Origin of the sequence: Pseudomonas sp. R4-34-07 (assembly GCF_003852375.1) — a bacterium.
Taxonomy (GTDB): Bacteria; Pseudomonadota; Gammaproteobacteria; order Pseudomonadales; family Pseudomonadaceae; genus Aquipseudomonas.
Window position 1 is genome coordinate 4,444,871 of record NZ_CP027760.1, and the last position, 16,097, is coordinate 4,460,967.

16 protein-coding genes are annotated in these 16,097 nt (G+C 58.9%); 6 read left to right on the forward strand and 10 right to left on the reverse strand.

The window, feature by feature from the left end:
- Positions 1-3: 3 nt before the first annotated feature.
- Positions 4-312: a hypothetical protein gene (locus C4J85_RS20430; protein ID WP_124410594.1), complete on the reverse strand. Its 309-nt coding sequence runs from the start codon at positions 310-312 to the stop codon at positions 4-6.
- A gap of 138 nt (positions 313-450) precedes the next feature.
- Between C4J85_RS20430 and C4J85_RS20435 the strand changes: the two genes are divergently transcribed.
- Positions 451-1,167: a 4'-phosphopantetheinyl transferase gene (locus tag C4J85_RS20435; RefSeq protein ID WP_124411219.1), complete on the forward strand. Its 717-nt coding sequence runs from the start codon at positions 451-453 to the stop codon at positions 1,165-1,167.
- 52 nt (positions 1,168-1,219) lie between these two features.
- Here C4J85_RS20435 and C4J85_RS20440 read toward each other — a convergent pair whose 3' ends face one another.
- On the reverse strand, positions 1,220-2,830 hold the full coding sequence (locus tag C4J85_RS20440) for an ATP-binding protein (RefSeq protein ID WP_124410595.1): 1,611 nt from the start codon (positions 2,828-2,830) through the stop codon (positions 1,220-1,222).
- Positions 2,827-3,552: a response regulator gene (locus tag C4J85_RS20445; RefSeq protein ID WP_124410596.1), complete on the reverse strand. Its 726-nt coding sequence runs from the start codon at positions 3,550-3,552 to the stop codon at positions 2,827-2,829. Before C4J85_RS20445 ends, C4J85_RS20440 begins: the two co-directional genes overlap by 4 nt.
- 574 nt (positions 3,553-4,126) lie before the next feature.
- Between C4J85_RS20445 and C4J85_RS20450 the strand changes: the two genes are divergently transcribed.
- Positions 4,127-7,018 carry a ribonucleoside-diphosphate reductase subunit alpha gene (locus C4J85_RS20450; RefSeq protein WP_124410597.1) on the forward strand — a complete coding sequence of 964 codons (2,892 nt, stop codon included), beginning with the start codon at positions 4,127-4,129 and terminating at the stop codon, positions 7,016-7,018.
- 100 nt (positions 7,019-7,118) lie between these two features.
- On the opposite strand, the gene C4J85_RS20455 is transcribed toward C4J85_RS20450, so the two are convergent.
- The 7 genes from C4J85_RS20455 to C4J85_RS20485 all read right to left on the reverse strand — a co-directional run bounded on the left by C4J85_RS20455 (position 7,119) and on the right by C4J85_RS20485 (position 13,384).
- A complete protein-coding gene (locus C4J85_RS20455; protein ID WP_124368043.1) occupies positions 7,119-8,162 on the reverse strand; it encodes a hypothetical protein in 1,044 nt (347 codons plus the stop codon).
- Between the two features lie 179 nt (positions 8,163-8,341).
- On the reverse strand, positions 8,342-9,652 hold the full coding sequence (gene flgE, locus C4J85_RS20460; protein ID WP_124368044.1) for a flagellar hook protein FlgE: 1,311 nt from the start codon (positions 9,650-9,652) through the stop codon (positions 8,342-8,344).
- Positions 9,653-9,683: 31 nt separating this feature from the next.
- On the reverse strand, positions 9,684-10,403 hold the full coding sequence (flgD, locus tag C4J85_RS20465) for a flagellar hook assembly protein FlgD (protein WP_124368045.1): 720 nt from the start codon (positions 10,401-10,403) through the stop codon (positions 9,684-9,686).
- Between the two features lie 16 nt (positions 10,404-10,419).
- Positions 10,420-10,863, reverse strand: coding sequence for a flagellar basal body rod protein FlgC (gene flgC, locus C4J85_RS20470; protein ID WP_024076985.1), 444 nt, complete (start codon positions 10,861-10,863; stop codon positions 10,420-10,422).
- Between the two features lie 3 nt (positions 10,864-10,866).
- A complete protein-coding gene (gene flgB, locus C4J85_RS20475) occupies positions 10,867-11,274 on the reverse strand; it encodes a flagellar basal body rod protein FlgB (RefSeq protein WP_057726450.1) in 408 nt (135 codons plus the stop codon).
- A 306-nt stretch (positions 11,275-11,580) separates the two neighbouring features.
- Entirely contained in the window at positions 11,581-12,408 is an 828-nt protein-coding gene (gene cheR, locus C4J85_RS20480; protein WP_124364034.1) for a protein-glutamate O-methyltransferase CheR, read from the reverse strand.
- A 43-nt stretch (positions 12,409-12,451) separates the two neighbouring features.
- A complete protein-coding gene (locus tag C4J85_RS20485) occupies positions 12,452-13,384 on the reverse strand; it encodes a chemotaxis protein CheV (RefSeq protein WP_124368046.1) in 933 nt (310 codons plus the stop codon).
- 75 nt (positions 13,385-13,459) lie between these two features.
- Between C4J85_RS20485 and flgA the strand changes: the two genes are divergently transcribed.
- The 4 genes from flgA to C4J85_RS20505 all read left to right on the forward strand — a co-directional run bounded on the left by flgA (position 13,460) and on the right by C4J85_RS20505 (position 16,054).
- The gene (flgA, locus tag C4J85_RS20490; protein ID WP_124407958.1) at positions 13,460-14,224 is read left to right on the forward strand and encodes a flagellar basal body P-ring formation chaperone FlgA; all 765 of its coding nucleotides are present in this window, start codon (positions 13,460-13,462) and stop codon (positions 14,222-14,224) included.
- Between the two features lie 141 nt (positions 14,225-14,365).
- A complete protein-coding gene (gene flgM, locus C4J85_RS20495) occupies positions 14,366-14,689 on the forward strand; it encodes a flagellar biosynthesis anti-sigma factor FlgM (RefSeq protein ID WP_124410598.1) in 324 nt (107 codons plus the stop codon).
- Between the two features lie 48 nt (positions 14,690-14,737).
- Entirely contained in the window at positions 14,738-15,208 is a 471-nt protein-coding gene (locus tag C4J85_RS20500; protein WP_124368049.1) for a flagella synthesis protein FlgN, read from the forward strand.
- Between the two features lie 96 nt (positions 15,209-15,304).
- Positions 15,305-16,054, forward strand: coding sequence for a flagellar brake protein (locus C4J85_RS20505; RefSeq protein WP_124368050.1), 750 nt, complete (start codon positions 15,305-15,307; stop codon positions 16,052-16,054).
- The last annotated feature ends 43 nt before the right edge of the window (positions 16,055-16,097 follow it).

A 16,097-nucleotide genomic window follows, 5' to 3' on the forward strand; every position in this document is an offset into this window, starting at 1 on the left:
AATTCAACAGTCCGACCGAGGCATATCATAGCGGCCCTGCAGGTCTTGCGGGCGCAGTTTAATGCCATTGTAGTGGCCCGACTCAAGCGCGTAGCCGGTGCGGTAGCCCGGTTTTGGGGCGCCAGCGCTCAGCGACTGGCCCCACGGGGCGGCCTGAATGCTCACCTCTTCGAAGCTGACCCGCTGGATCAGGTTGCTGGATTTCCTGTTCTTCTCGCGGCCAAAGCCGGCAAAGCTGCTATCGCTGGCTTGCACGCCGGCGGTGGCACTGAGCATGGTCAACGCCAACATCAGCTTCTTGATCGCAGTCATGGTCGTTACCTCGTACGCATTCAGGCTGTGACGTCCAGACTACGCAAGCGCCCCTGAACTCCCCCTGAACAGGCTTTGAACCTGGCCTTGACCGCAACGGGCTATGCACTGGCGCGCCAACTCGGCAAAATGTCGCGCATGATGCCCCTACCCGCCTGTTGTACCCCACTCGATGCCCATTGGCCGCTGCCTGCGCCCTTGCCTGGCACCGTATTCTTGAGCACGCGTTTCGACCCGGCCTTATTGAACCCCGGGGATTTTCAGCGCAGCGCCGTGCCGCCACCGGCGAGCATCCAGCGCTCGGTGGCCAAGCGCCAGGCGGAATTCCTCGCCGGCCGCCTGTGCGCCCGTGAAGCGTTGCAACGACTGGATAATCTCGACTGCATCCCGGCCATCGGTGAGGACCGCGCGCCGATCTGGCCAGGGCATATCAGTGGCTCCATTACCCACAGCACCGGGCACGCCGCAGCAATTGTCGGGCATAAGGCGCAATGGCGAGGGCTGGGGATGGACCTGGAGAACCTGCTGGCGCTGGAACGGGCGGAACGCCTGGCGGGGGAAATTCTCACCGTGGATGAACTGCAGCGCATGGCGGCCCTGCCCCGTGAGCAAATCGCCTTGCTGGTGACACTCACGTTTTCGGCCAAGGAGAGTCTGTTCAAGGCGCTCTACCCGATCGTGCAGAAGCGCTTCTATTTTGAGCATGCCGAGGTGGTGGAGTGGTCACTGGCGGGGCAGGTGCGGCTGCGGTTGCTGACGGACCTGTCCAGTGAGTGGTGTCATGGCAAGGAGCTGGTTGGGCAGTTTGCGGTGGAGGGGGAGCAGTTGTTGAGCCTGGTGGCTGTCGGCATTTGATAGGCCGCCATCGGGGGCAAGCCCCCTCCCACATTTGGAATGCATGGCAATATCAGGGTTTCTCCTGATCCCTGGGCCAGCTCAGACTGAAACACGCGCCGCCCAGGTTATTGCTCTTGCTGATCAGCGCCCGCCCGCCATGCCAATGGATAATCCGCCGCACAATCGACAGGCCCAGGCCATGCCCGCCCGAGGCGCGGGTGCGGCTGTCGTCCAGGCGCAGGAACGGTGTGAAGATGCGTTCCCAGGCGCTTTCCGGCACGCCGGGGCCATCGTCTTCCACGTCGATACGGCAACGCACCTGCCCTACCTGATAACTGATCAGCACCTGGCCCTTGGCGTGGCGCATGGCGTTACTCACCAGGTTCTGCAGCGCGCGATGCAGGTAGCGGGGTTCGGCATCGACCCAGGCATCCTGCCAATGCGCCGATGACAGGCAGGTACCCCGGCTGACGCTGACCTGCGGGCGCAGTGGCGACAATTCGCCGATCACCTGATCGAGCAATGCATCGAGGTCGACGCGCTGGAAGTTCAACGCCGGCGCGCCCTGCTCCAGGCGCGCATAAGTGAGCATTTCATCCACCAGGCCATCGAGGTCCTGGATATCCCCGTCCATGCCCTCCAGGTATTTGCGCCGCGCCTCGGCTGTGGTGGCATCGCCCAGCATCTCCAGGCCGAAGCGCAGGCGCGCTACCGGCGTGCGCAGTTCGTGGGACACCGCACGCACCAGTTCACGCTGAATCGCCAGCAATTGTTGCAGGTGCTCGGCCATGCCATTGAACGCGGACGCGAGCCGCCCCACCGAATCGGCGCCACGGGCCGGTACGCGAACTTCCAGATTGCCCTTGGCGATCCGCGTGGCCGCCGCCTCCAGCCCCTTGAGCCGGCGCTCGAGCTGACGCACCAACAGGTAGACGATCAAACCGATCAGGGTCAGGCCGATCAGGGCGATCAGGACCAGCCATTGCGCCGGGTACGGGTTCATTTGATACAGCGGGCCGATCTCCAGCACCCACGGCGTGCCGACCATGCCGGCGAACACGCGGATCGAATCACCGCCCTTGCCCAGCGCCATCACCGTATCGCCTTCCGCCACGCGACGGCGCTGGTCGTCGTCCATATCGGCCTGGTCGAGGGCCATCAGATGCATCTCGAACCCAAAGCCCTTGGCCTGCTTGAGATCAGCCAAACGTTGCGGCTGCTCGGCCACCGGGAACCGCACCAGTTCGTCGGCCAGCAGGTAGATCGTGGCGCGGGCCAATTGCTCGCTGATTTGCTGCACTTCGCCGGTGAGCACCAATTGCTCCGGTTCGCTGACCAGGCGCACTACGCGCGCGGCATGAGGCCCGGTCTGTTCCACCAGGACCTGGCCACGTTGCAGACGCTTGCGCTGGCTCAGGTCCAGTTGTGCGTCGGTGAAGGTGCGCAACTGCAGCGGGATGCCCAGCAATCGTTCCCACACCGCCAACGCGCGCTGGCGCTCGAGGGCGCTCATGGGCTGCAGGTTGTCGCCCATCAGCGCAAAGGTGCCGTGTGCCAGGCGTTCGCGGTATTGGTCGCTGCGCACATCGTTGAGCAAGTGCAGCGCCAGTACGCCCAGCAGCGCGACCAGGATCAGCGCGGCGCACATGCCGCCGTAGATGCGCAGGAAGATCGAGTTCACAGGGGCATATCGGCGGCGGCTTCAGGCACGAACAGGTAGCCTTTGCTGCGGATGGTCTTGATCAGGCGCGGGTGGATCGGGTCATCGCCGATCTTCGGTCGAATACGTGAGATGCGCACATCAATCGAGCGATCCTGGCCGTCGTAGCCAACGCCGCGCAGGGCAATGAAGATTTCTTCGCGCGAGAGGATGCGCCCGGCATTCGCCACCAACAACCACAGCAGGTCGAACTCGGCACTGGTCAGTTCGATACCCTTTTGGTGCAACCAGGCCTCGCGCAAGGCGTTGTCCACCACCAGCGGGCCGAATTGCAGGCGGCGCTGGTTTTCCACCACAACCGGTAACGCCGGCTCGCTGCGCCGCAGCAGGGCCTGGATGCGTGCCAGCAACAGGCGCGGGCGCACGGGTTTGCACACGTAGTCGTCGGCGCCCAGGTCCAGGCCGAGCACCTGGTCCACCTCATCGGTACGCGCCGTCAGCATCAGGATCACGCCCTCATAGCGCTCGCGCACCTTGCGGCAGATGCTCAGGCCGTCTTCGCCCGGCAGCATCAGGTCGAGGATCACCAGGTCCGGCTGTTCGGCGACGATGCGCGCTGCGGCCTGGGCGCCGTCGTTCTCCACCGACACCCGCAGGCCGTTGCTCTCCAGGTATTCGCGAGTCAGCTCGGCCAGCCGCTCGTCGTCCTCGACAATCAATATCTGCCAGGGTTCTTGCTCCACGCGGTGTCCTCATTGTTATAAGAAATGCTGATGGTCGACACGGTCGAGGCATACCCTGGTTGTCATGTATTGAGGGCATAACGAGGGTCGATTGTAGCCACGGGCCAACCCCTGAACACAAGCCTGGAAATCCATTCGGTCATGGCGTTTTTTTGTGATAGGGTTCGCGCCCTCAAAAATCCAACCGACAGTTTTTGCCTGGAAATATTCAGTGACAGGCGGCGTAATCCAGCAGTACTGCGGCCTACACGGGCGTTCCATGATTCATACACATTTTACCCACAGCGTTATCCACAGGTAGTGCGTTGCTAAGCCCCCGAAAACGCATTATCTTGTACCTCGGCACTTCCAGAGACCCTACATGTAGGGTTTTGGAAATAAGCGCCCAACCACATAAGCAGCTCGAAATTCAAGCGCTTTATTGCTGGCACAGCGTGGAACCAACCGATTATCAGTAGACCAAACCGCTCACGCGGATGGCAGCTGTTTTTCATCCAAGTCATGGAAAACGGTACGGGTGTTGCAGGAAAGCCTGGCACTCGCAATCAAATATAGAACGTGGAGACAACCCCCCATGCAAACCGACACAACTCGCGAGAACCCGCAGGGCTCCGTGCCGCAGGCCGCTGATTCGAATCTGGATCTGGCCGCCACTGCACCTGGCCAATTGCGCGTGATCAAGCGTAACGGCACTGTCGTTCCTTACACCGATGACAAAATCACCGTCGCCATCACCAAAGCGTTTCTTGCAGTTGAAGGCGGCACCGCTGCCGCCTCGTCGCGCATCCACGACACTGTTGCACGCCTGACCGAACAAGTGACCGCGACCTTCAAGCGCCGCATGCCATCGGGCGGCACTATCCACATCGAAGAAATCCAGGACCAGGTCGAACTGGCCCTGATGCGTGCCGGCGAGCAGAAAGTTGCCCGTGACTACGTGATCTACCGTGACTCCCGCGCCAAGGAACGTGCCGTGCACGCGCCGGCCGCCGAATCCGTCCAGGCGCATCCTTCGATCCGCATCACCCTGGCCGATGGCAGCTTTGCGCCGCTGGACCTGGGCCGCCTCAACACCATCATCACCGAAGCCTGCGAAGGCCTGGAAGAAGTCGATGGTGACCTGATCCAGCGCGAAACCCTGAAGAACCTGTACGACGGCGTGGCCCTGACCGACGTCAACACCGCCCTGGTGATGACTGCCCGTACCCTGGTCGAGCGTGAGCCGAACTACTCGTTCGTCACCGCGCGCCTGCTGATGGACACCCTGCGCGCCGAAGGCCTGGGTTTCCTGGGCGTGGCCGACAGCGCCACCCACCACGAGATGGCTGACCTGTACGCCAAGGCGCTGCCCGCCTACATCGCCAAGGGTATTGAATTCGAATTGCTGAACCCGATCCTGGCCACCTTCGACCTGGAAAAACTCGGCAAGGCGATCAACCACGAGCGCGACCAGCAGTTCACCTACCTGGGCCTGCAAACCCTGTACGACCGTTACTTCATCCACAAGGACGGGATCCGTTTCGAACTGCCGCAAGTGTTCTTCATGCGCGTGGCCATGGGCCTGGCGATCGAAGAGAAGCACAAAGAAGACCGTGCGATCGAGTTCTACAACCTGTTGTCGTCCTTCGACTACATGTCGTCCACGCCGACCCTGTTCAACGCCGGTACCCTGCGTCCACAGCTGTCGAGCTGCTACCTGACCACCGTGCCGGATGACCTGTCGGGCATCTACCACGCGATCCACGACAACGCCATGCTGTCCAAATTCGCTGGTGGCCTGGGTAACGACTGGACGCCGGTTCGTGCACTGGGTTCGTACATCAAGGGCACCAATGGTAAATCCCAGGGCGTCGTGCCGTTCCTCAAAGTAGTGAACGATACCGCCGTAGCCGTAAACCAGGGCGGCAAGCGCAAAGGCGCTGTGTGTGCCTACCTGGAAACCTGGCACATGGACATTGAAGAATTCATCGAGTTGCGCAAGAACACCGGTGATGATCGTCGTCGTACCCACGACATGAACACCGCCAACTGGATCCCTGACCTGTTCATGAAGCGTGTCTTCGATGACGGCAAGTGGACCCTGTTCTCGCCCTCCGAAGTGCCGGACCTGCACGACCTGACCGGCAAGGCCTTCGAAGAGCGCTACGAGTACTACGAAGCCCTCACCGAGTACCCAGGCAAGGTCAAGCTGTTCAAGACCATCCAGGCCAAAGACCTGTGGCGCAAAATGCTGTCCATGCTGTTCGAAACCGGCCACCCATGGCTGACCTTCAAAGACCCGTGCAACCTGCGCAGCCCGCAGCAGCACGTCGGCGTGGTGCATAGCTCAAACCTGTGCACCGAGATCACCTTGAACACCAACAAGGACGAGATCGCCGTTTGCAACCTGGGCTCGATCAACCTGCCGAACCACATCGTCAACGGCAAGCTGGACACCGTAAAGCTTGCGCGCACCGTCAACACCGCCGTACGCATGCTCGATAACGTGATCGACATCAACTACTACTCGGTGCCACAGGCGCAGAACTCCAACTTCAAGCACCGTCCAGTGGGCCTCGGCATCATGGGCTTCCAGGACGCTTTGTATCTGCAGCATATTCCTTACGGTTCGGATGCTGCCGTCGAGTTCGCCGACAAGTCCATGGAAGCGGTCAGCTACTACGCGATCCAGGCGTCCTGCGACCTGGCCGACGAGCGCGGCGCCTACGAGACGTTCCAGGGTTCGCTGTGGTCCAAGGGCATCCTGCCGCTGGATTCGCAACAGATCCTGATCGAACAGCGTGGCCAGAAGTACATCGACGTTGACCTGGAAGAATCCCTGGACTGGGCGCCGGTACGTGCCCGTGTGCAGAAAGGTATTCGTAACTCCAACATCATGGCCATCGCACCGACCGCGACCATCGCCAACATCACTGGCGTGTCGCAGTCGATCGAACCGACCTACCAGAACCTGTATGTGAAATCGAACCTGTCGGGCGAATTCACCGTGATCAACCCGTACCTGGTCCGCGACCTGAAAGCCCGCGGCCTGTGGGACTCGGTGATGATCAACGACCTGAAGTACTACGACGGTTCGGTGCAACAGATCGAGCGCATCCCGCAAGAGCTCAAAGAGCTCTACGCCACTGCGTTCGAAGTGGACACCAAGTGGATCGTTGACGCCGCCAGCCGTCGTCAGAAGTGGATCGACCAGGCGCAGTCCCTGAACCTCTACATCGCCGGTGCTTCGGGCAAGAAACTCGACGTGACCTACCGCATGGCTTGGTACCGTGGCTTGAAAACCACTTACTACCTCCGTGCCCTGGCCGCGACCAGCACCGAGAAGTCGACCATCAACACCGGTAAGCTGAACGCGGTTTCCAGCGGCAACCATGGTGACGATTCGGTACTCGCTGCGCCAGCCGGCCCGGCACCAGTGCCGAAGGCTTGTGCGATTGACGAGCCGGATTGTGAGGCTTGCCAATAAGCTGAGCACGCCCTGGGTTTGACCCCAAGGCTGAAAAGCCCTCGATAGGCCTCTGGTGTATCGGGGGCTTTCTTTTGCCTGGTGAAACGTTCGTGCGCGGCTAAAACAATACGGTTGCGATACCCGCCTGAGGCACACCGCCTCGACGGCCCCACAACTCAACCCGCCCGTTGATCACCGCCATGGAATGCCCCCCGTACGCGACTGTACCCACCTTGCTGCTTCGCAAGTCGGCATCCGTAGCCTGCCTGTAATGATTCCTGAGCCCCAAACGGTCTAACCCTTCACGAGAGTACTCACCATCGTTCACACTTTTCATCGCTTCAATAAAACCCTTCCCAGCCGTGCCATCGTTGTTCTCCATTTGTGCCCGCTTGGCACTCATCGCAAACATGAAGTTGGCATCCGTCATCATTTGTGGATCATCACCCTTAAATCGTGCATAGGTTGCCGCTTGTTGCAATTCGTCCTTGGTTAACTTGTAGACCTTGTCGCTGTCCCTCATGACCACCTCGTAACCATTGGCGGTCTCTTTCACACTTTTGTAAATGTCTGTCGGTTTCTGGCCGAAATGCATCATGGCGGCCTTTATTGCAGAAACGGTAACGCAATTGCCATCAGGCCCCTGGCTGAAGCCACTCCAGATATTGTCCGGCTTTTTCCCCGGATTACTGTTATCAGGCTTGTAATTGAAATGCTTTGAGCCTTCGGTAATCGGCTTGTTGCTCATGGACTCGACAGGACCAAATCCCTCCGGGCTCACTCTACCGCCGCCACCTCCTCCACCACCGCGACCTCCCGGCGGCGGCGGGGCAGGCGGTGCTACATCATCATTGGGAAACCATTCCTCCAGCATCCGTTTGAGGAACTCAAGGAATTTGTCATCCGCTTCCTGGATCAGCTTGTTAAGCACTTCCTTGAATTTCTCATCACCCAGTTTCTGGCGCAGCTCATTCAACTTGTCGCGCAAATCCTGAGCCGTCTGGGTCTTGGAGCCTTGTTCGGCATCGAACAACTGGTTGAGTAATGTCTTGACTGCGGACACTTCACCAGCAGGTTCGGGGGGAGCTGACTCCCTACGCGCAATGACCGGTACATGATTTATGCGTCCAGCACCTGGCGCAGATATTCCTGAGCTCCACATACCAAGCCCTCCTCACTGATTCTTGAGCCCCCCAGGGCCGTTGCCCGATCAGTGGTGCGCCAGGATTGAAGCGTTCCTTCTCAAGCATTTCCGGGCGTTACCCGATGTGCCGCAGGCTATTTTCTTACGCCCACAAAAAAGCCCCTCCTAAGAGGGGCTTCTTGTCGAGCGCTACCGCATCACGTCATCTGAATGATGGTCTGCATGATGGTGCTCTGGGTGGAGATGGTCTTGGCGTTCGCCTGGTAGTTGCTCTGGGCCTTGATCAGGTCCACCAGCTCGTTGGTCAGGTTGACGTTGGAGTTCTCCAGAGAGTTGGCCACGATCGAACCCAAGGTGCCGGCTTGTGGGGTGTCGTACCCAGGCTGGCCCGAAGCGAAGGTCTCTTTCCAGGTGGTGCTGCCGGCAGGTTGCAGGCCTTGTTCGTTATTGAAGCTGGCCAGCGAGATCTGGCCGATGGCCTTGCTCTGCTGATTGCTGAAGGTGGCGAACATTACGCCGTTACCGTCGATCTTCAGGCCGGTGATCTGGCCGGTGGCATAGCCATCGGTGACCGGAGGGTTACGGTAGGTGGCCGAATTGTATTGGGTAATGTTGGCCATGTTGACGGCAATCCCGCCCGGGTTGGCGTTCGCGCCGTTAGCCTTCCACACACCATTAGTCACTGTGCCCGGCACCCAGCCTGCAACGGTGAGCGTCTTATCGGACACACCACCGGTCACCACGCTGGTGAGTTTGCCCGCGCCATCGAAGGTCAATGTCGACGCCACAGGCGGGGTCGATGGAGTGCCCGTCGGTGCCGAACCATCAGGATTGCGACCGTCGATCAGGGTATAGGCATTCCACTTGTTGCCGTCGGTTTTCACCAGGTACTGCACCATTGGGTGCGCGTTGCCCTGGGAGTCGTACAAAGTGGTGCTGTATTGAGTGGTGAAGGTATCGGTCTTGGTGGGGTCGAACGGCTTGGCCGTTTGGTCGATCACAGGCTCCGAGGAATTCAGGTTACTGGTGGAGTCCACCTTGGTGGACGCCTTGGGCGGCAGGTTCGTCAGGTTCAGTTGCAGGTCGGTGAGCCCGCCCTTGATGATCTTGCCGTCATCATCCGCTGCGTAACCCTGCAGGCGCGAGGTACCCGTGTTGTTGGTGATGAAGCCGTCTTTGTCGGCACGGAAGGCACCGCTGCGGGTGTACTCCAGCGAACCGTCGCTGCCCTTCTGTACGAAGAAGCCACCGCCCTGGATCGCCATGTCCAGGATACCGCCGCTGCCGTTAACGTCACCCTGGGTGAATTGCTGGGACACCGCGGCCAGGTTCACACCATTGCCGATGCTGTTCTGGCCGGTGCCCAGTTTGGACGCCGCGTAGATATCCGCGAACTCTGCACGAGACGACTTGAAACCCGTGGTCGCGACGTTGGCGATGTTGTTGCCGGTCACGTCCAGTTGTTTGTTGGCCGCATAGAGGCCGCTAAGGCCGATATTAAAAGACATGTTTCTCTCCCTCTGCCGTATTTAGCCGGCTCTATGTACCGATAGTCTGAATTTGCGACAGCTTGACGCTGCCCATGCCGCCTGCCAGGTTCAGCAGCATCTCGCCGCCGGTCTTGCTCAGCGTCACGCTGGTGACGGTTGCCGGCAGCGAAGTGGCCAGGGCAACCGCATCGCCCTTGTCATTCTTGGTGGAGGCCGCGAAGGTGTAAGTACCGGCTGGGGCCACCTCACCCGCTTCGTTCTTGCCATCCCAGATAAAGTCCGAAGTCCCTGCGCTCTGAGCGCCCAGATCGAGGGTGCGCACCACGTTGCCGTCTTTATCGGTGATCTTGACCGAGACATTGCCCGTCGCCGCTGTCACCGCCACCGAACCGGTCATGCTCTTGCTGGTATCGACCAGCGCCTTGTCGGTCTGGGTGATGATCGAGCGTCCTACCAGCGACGAAGCCTGCAGCGCCTGGGAAGAACTGAAGTTGCTCGAGATGTTATTCACCGAGTCATTCAGGGTATTGATGCCTTCCAGGCTGCTGAACTGCGCCAGCTGGGCCACGAACGCACCGTTATCCTGCGGCGACAAGGGGTTCTGGTTTTTCAGCTGGGTCACCAGCAGTTGCAGGAATGCATCCTTGCCGAGGGCCTGGTCGCCGGTGGCGGCCTTGGAAACATTCGCTACATTGTTTGAAGCGTCCTTGACCTTGGAATTGAAGAGGTCCTGGACTGCCGTATTGTTCGACGTATCAACGATGGCCATTATTTGGCGCCCCTTATCACTGACCCAGGGTCAGGACCTTCTGCATCATGGTTTTGGCGGTGTTCATCATTTCCGCGTTGGTCTGGAACGAGCGACTGGCGGAAATCATGTCGGCCATTTCCTCGACCACGTTGACGTTGGGGTAGTAGACGTAACCCTTTTCGTTCGCCGCCGGATGGTTGGGCTCGTAACGCGCTTCGAGGTTGCTCTGGTCTTCGACCACACCCAGTACCTGCACGCCTTGGCCGGCGGCATCCTGGTTCTGGAACAACGAATCACTGCCGCCGCTCTGGCCGCCCTGGAACATGGTGGCGAACACTGGATGCCGGGCGCGGTAAGTCTGGTCAATGCTCGAAGACACGGTCTCGGCGTTGGCGATGTTACTGGCGACGGTGTTCAAACGCGTGGTCTGCGCGCTCATGCCACTGCCGGCAATATTGAAAACACTGGACAGGGACATGGCTTATTCTCCACGCAGGGCTGACATCAGCCCTTTGAATTTGCTGTTGAGCAGGGTAAAGCTGGCCTGGAAATTCACCGAGTTTTCGGCGTAGTTCGATTGTTCCAGCTGGGCATCGACGGTGTTCTGGTCGATCGATGGCTGCATGGGCGTGCGATACAGCAGCGACTCGTCACCACTGCTCAGGCCTTGCGCTTCGATATGACGGCTGTTGGTCATGTTCAAGGCGAAGGTGCCGTTCTTGGTCTTGTCCTGCTGCGCGGCGAGCACGGCGGAGAAGTCCAGATCCCGAGCCTTGTAGTTCGGGGTATCGGCGTTGGCAATGTTGTTGGCCAGGACTTCGGCACGCTGGGCGCGGAAGCCCAGGGCTTGTTCGTGGATACCGAGCGCTTTATCGAAGCTGATGCTCATGGCGGAAACCTTTAGGCTGACCTGCTATTCGTTAACAGGGCTATAGCAAGGTGCATGCCAATCTGCGGGGGCCCCGTATATCAAGGGCTGGCGGGGAGGTTGCCGGTGGCAATGCCAGAAAAGCGGCAAGTACTTTCCGCGTGGCGTCAGTAAAGCGGCAATACGACTTGCCGCTTCCGGTGGGATGGTGGCAAAACAAATGTGGGAGGGGGCAAGGCCCCGATAGCGGTGTATCAGTGATAAAGATATCAACTGAACCATCGCTATCGGGGGCAAGCCCCCTCCCACATTTTGACTGCGTACTGCTTATTTGGCCTGGTAGATGATTCCCGGGCTGCACTGCACCATCTGGTAGTGATCCGGCAATCCGTTCAAGGCTTCCGAAGCGCCGAGGAACAGATACCCGCCACGCTTGAGCGTGCCATGGATGCGCAACAGGATGTCTTTCTTCACTTCGGCCGAGAAATAAATCAGCACGTTGCGGCAGAACACCATGTCGAACTTGCCCAGGCTGGCGTAGCTGTCGAGCAGGTTGAACGAGCGGAACTCCACGCGATTCTTGATCGGCGCCTTGATCGCCCAGCGCCCTGCCCCTTTCGGATCAAAGTAGCGCTGCAGACGCTCCGGGGACAAACCCCGGCCAAGGGCCAGGCTATCGTATTCACCCGTCTTGCAGTTGGTGAGCATGGTGCCGGACAAGTCGGTCGCGACGATTTGCGCGCCGGCCTTCAACTGTCCCATGTTGGTCCGTTCGAACTCGTCGATGGACATCGAGATCGAATACGGTTCCTGCCCGGAAGAGCACGCCGCCGACCAGATACGCAGGCGCTGGCCCGGGCTGGCCTTGATGGCCGCCGGCAGCACTTTGTTCTTGAGCACCTCAAACGGGTAGGTATCGCGAAACCACAGGGTTTCGTTAGTGGTCATGGCATCGACCACCATCTCCTTGAGCCCGCTGCGCGGCTGCCCCTGGATCCGCTGGACCAACTCACCCAGGGACTTGATGCCCTGCTGTTCCATCAGTTTGTTGAGACGGCTGGATACCAGGTATTGCTTGTTTTCACCGAGCAATATGCCACAGGCTTTTTCCAGGAAGACCCGGAACTGTTCGAAATCCAAATTACCCGTAGACAATGATACCGCCTCTTAAATCGTGTGACCGCCAGGGGAAATCCCCCTAGCCGTGATCTGCTGCCTTGATCCGGTCGACTACCCGGGATGCGAGGTCATCAGGCCGGAATTTGGCCAGGAAGTCATCTGCGCCGACCTTCTTGACCATTGCCTGATTGAATACCCCCGACAACGAAGTATGCAGGATGATATGTAATTTTTGCATGCGTGGATCGTTGCGTATTTCAGCTGTAAGGGTATAGCCGTCCATTTCCGGCATTTCAATGTCGGAGATCATCATCAGGAATTCTTCTTCCGGCTTCTTGCCCTCATCGACCAACTTGCGCAGGTAATCCAAGGCTTGGCGTCCGTCATTGAGGGCCACCACATCGACGCCGATGGTTTGCAGGCAACGCGTGACCTGCTTGCGGGCGACAGAGGAGTCGTCCACGGTCAACACGCGCAGGGACACCGCCTTGTGCGCTGTCTCGGCATCCACCACACCGACCGAGATGGTCTCCGACGTGGGCGCGACTTCGGCGAGAATTTTCTCTACGTCGATGATTTCCACCAACTGGTTATCAACCCGCGTCACGGCCGTCAGGTAATGATCGCGCCCGGTGCCCTTGGGCGGCGGATGGATCTCTTCCCAGTTCATATTGACGATACGTTCCACCGAGCGCACCAGGAACCCCTGGGTCTTGGTGTTGTATTCGGTAATGATGACGAACGGGCTCTGACGGTCCTGCAAACCAGCGGAGCCGGTGGCCATTGCCAAATCAAGAATCGGAATGGTTGCGCCACGGATATTGGCTACGCCGCATACCACCGGACTGGATTTAGGCATGATCGTCAGCTTGGGGCACTGCAACACTTCCCGCACTTTGAACACGTTAATGCCGTACAGCTGCTTGCCGTCCAGGCGAAATAGCAACAACTCCAGGCGATTCTGCCCTACCAGCTGTGTGCGCTGGTTTACTGAATCCATTACTCCTGCCATGCCCAGACTCCTAAATCCCAGAGGTACGATGCGTACCCAACACTAAACGGCACGAGCTTTGCAATTTGCTTGGCTATGGATATTAAAATGACAGTTTCCCGACGTCCAAGCCGCCCAAAGTACCGCAGACTGCTCTGCGCCGCGATGGCGCTGCTTGTCTGGGGCGTGGGCGTCGCGGCTCGTGCCGACAACGTCACCCTGCCTGATCTACTTATCGGCGTCACCCAGGGCTTTCTTGAATTCACTGTAGAAGATTATCTGGCAACCACCCAGACACCGGGGCGCTATGAAATCCAGGTCAACCCCTTGGACCCGCGTCTGCGCCTGCCAATGTGCGACAAGGAATTGACAGCCACCCTGGAAAGTCCCGCCCAGCCCATCGGTCGGGTAACCGTTAAAGTCCGCTGTGAGAGCGCCTCCCCCTGGACGGTGTTTGTGCCGGCCCAGGTCAAATTGTTCCGCGACGTGGTCGTGGTGGCGCGCCCTTTGAAGCGCACCGGCATTATTGGCTATGACGATGTTGTGCTGCGTGAGCGGGATATCAGCCTGATCAACCAGGGTTACTTGACCTCCCTGGAACAGGCTGTCGGGCAGCGACTCACCCGACCGATGGTCACCGATCAGGTGATCACGCTGGTGCATCTGGAGCAGGCGGAAGTGATTCGCAAGGGTGACCAAGTGGTGATTTCCGCCAGCAGCGGCGGTTTGAACGTAAGAATGCCGGGGGAAGCGCTGTCCAATGGCGGTATGAGCGAACAGATCCGGGTCAAGAACCTCAACTCCAACCGTGTGATCAAGGCGCGGGTGACGGCCCCCGGCCAAGTCGAGGTGGCGCTATAGATGACTGGAATCAATTGCCCGCTTTTCCTACACTGTGGGTTGGATGCCGCGCCGTACAGGTTTATTGTCACTAAAGCCTAAAGTTTGTTTGGGTATGGCCGAAAACATGGCAAGCGTCCACTACCCAGAGGTTTTTTTATCATGGTCATTGATTTCAATCGTTTGAACAGCACTCAGCCCTTACCAGGCAACACGCGCACCAACGGTACCAAGGACAGCGTAGAAGCCAAGTCCCAGCCCTTGCCCGCCAAGGCAGAGCAAGCAAGCGCGAGCCACAGTGGGGAATCGGTACACCTGAGCAATGAGGCTCAACAGTTGCAGAAGGTCACTGACTCGCTGCGCGATCAACCGATTGTCAATAAAGCCCGTGTGGCCGAGTTGAAACAGGCAATCGCCGATGGCACTTATACGGTCGACAGCAACCGTGTAGCCAGCAAGCTGCTTAACTTCGAAGCCGAGCGCTAGGCAAAGGCCTGCGCTGGGCTTCTGGACGCTTAAAACCCAAGGCCAGCCATGCACCACGACGAACATTTGCTTCAACTGATCATTGATGATCTGGCGCCGACGCAGCAATTGCTCGAGCTGCTCAAAGAGGAATCCCTGGCCCTGTATGGCCGGGATATGCCTTTGCTCGAAGAAATACTGGCGCGCAAACAGTCGCTGATTGTGCTGCTCGAACAGCACGGCAAGAAGCGCAGCGAAATCCTCACCAGCCTGGGCCTGCCCGCCGATCACGACGGCCTGGCACAGCTGGCGAGTCATTCTTCGGTCGGCGATCAATTGCTGGCGCAAAGCAAAGAACTCAATCAGTTGCTCGCCCAGTGCCAGGAAGCCAATCTGCTCAACGGCCAGTCGATCCAGCTTCAGCAAGCCACCACCGCCAACCAGTTACGCATCCTTCACGGCGGCGAGCCACCGGCCCTGTATAACGCCCAAGGTTCCACTTCACGCCTGGTCAAGCCAAGCACCCGCAGCCAAGCCTGACGCCGGTTTACAGCGCGAGCTATCCAAGGTGCGCTACATACTGGCAAAATGCCGGTTCTTGCGTGTAGTCGTATTTTGCCTGGAGATGGAACAACTGTGTTCAACGCCCTTAATGCGGAAGATGCACCGCAGCCACCGAAGGTCCTCACCACGCCTCTGGAAATCGCCAGCACTTTGCGAATGCTCCAGGAAAGCCATGATCCATTGATCATCACTTTCCACGAACGCAGCCAACGCTTCCAAAGCTATCTGGTGGATATCGATCGGGATAACAAGACGCTGGCACTGGACGAAATGATCCCGCGCGATGGTGAACGTTACCTGGAAAATGGCGAGCCCTTCCGCATCGAGGGTTTCCATGATGGCGTGCGGGTCGCCTGGGAAAGTAACGGCACGCTGAGCATCAGCGAAAAAGACGGCCACCGTATCTACACTGGCAGCATGCCCGGCGAGGTGGTTTACCATCAACGTCGTAACGCATTTCGCGCTGCATTGAAGCTGGCGCAATTGGTGAACATCGAACTGGGCGGCGAGAAGCTCAAGGCACCGTTCAACGGCAAGCTGCTGGATATCTCGGCCACCGGATGCAAATTGCGCTTTGAAGGCGACATTTCCGACCGCTTGCAGCTGGGCCAAGTCTATGACCGTTTTGTCGCCGCGCTGCCGTTCGGCAACATGACCACCGCTGTCGAGCTGCGTTACCTGCATTTCGAAGACAAGATCAATACCACCTTCGCGGGTGTGCGCTTCCATAACATGAGCGGCCTGGTGCAGCGCCAGGTGGAGCGTTTTGTGTATCAACTGCAGCGCGAAGCTCGACGCTTCGACAAGGATGACGATTTTTAAGCCTTGGACGCAGCTGTAAAAAAACGGGCAGATCCTGATGGGA

What these genes read in the sequence shown, in the direction of transcription:
- C4J85_RS20430 (WP_124410594.1), bottom strand. Translation starts at nt 312, where the DNA reads ATGACTGCGATCAAGAAGCTGATGTTGGCGTTGACCATGCTCAGTGCC.
- C4J85_RS20435 (WP_124411219.1), top strand. Translation starts at nt 451, where the DNA reads ATGATGCCCCTACCCGCCTGTTGTACCCCACTCGATGCCCATTGGCCG.
- C4J85_RS20450 (WP_124410597.1), top strand. Translation starts at nt 4,127, where the DNA reads ATGCAAACCGACACAACTCGCGAGAACCCGCAGGGCTCCGTGCCGCAG.
- C4J85_RS20455 (WP_124368043.1), bottom strand. Translation starts at nt 8,162, where the DNA reads ATGTGGAGCTCAGGAATATCTGCGCCAGGTGCTGGACGCATAAATCAT.
- flgE (WP_124368044.1), bottom strand. Translation starts at nt 9,652, where the DNA reads ATGTCTTTTAATATCGGCCTTAGCGGCCTCTATGCGGCCAACAAACAA.
- flgD (WP_124368045.1), bottom strand. Translation starts at nt 10,403, where the DNA reads ATGGCCATCGTTGATACGTCGAACAATACGGCAGTCCAGGACCTCTTC.
- flgC (WP_024076985.1), bottom strand. Translation starts at nt 10,863, where the DNA reads ATGTCCCTGTCCAGTGTTTTCAATATTGCCGGCAGTGGCATGAGCGCG.
- flgB (WP_057726450.1), bottom strand. Translation starts at nt 11,274, where the DNA reads ATGAGCATCAGCTTCGATAAAGCGCTCGGTATCCACGAACAAGCCCTG.
- C4J85_RS20485 (WP_124368046.1), bottom strand. Translation starts at nt 13,384, where the DNA reads ATGGCAGGAGTAATGGATTCAGTAAACCAGCGCACACAGCTGGTAGGG.
- flgA (WP_124407958.1), top strand. Translation starts at nt 13,460, where the DNA reads ATGGATATTAAAATGACAGTTTCCCGACGTCCAAGCCGCCCAAAGTAC.
- flgM (WP_124410598.1), top strand. Translation starts at nt 14,366, where the DNA reads ATGGTCATTGATTTCAATCGTTTGAACAGCACTCAGCCCTTACCAGGC.
- C4J85_RS20500 (WP_124368049.1), top strand. Translation starts at nt 14,738, where the DNA reads ATGCACCACGACGAACATTTGCTTCAACTGATCATTGATGATCTGGCG.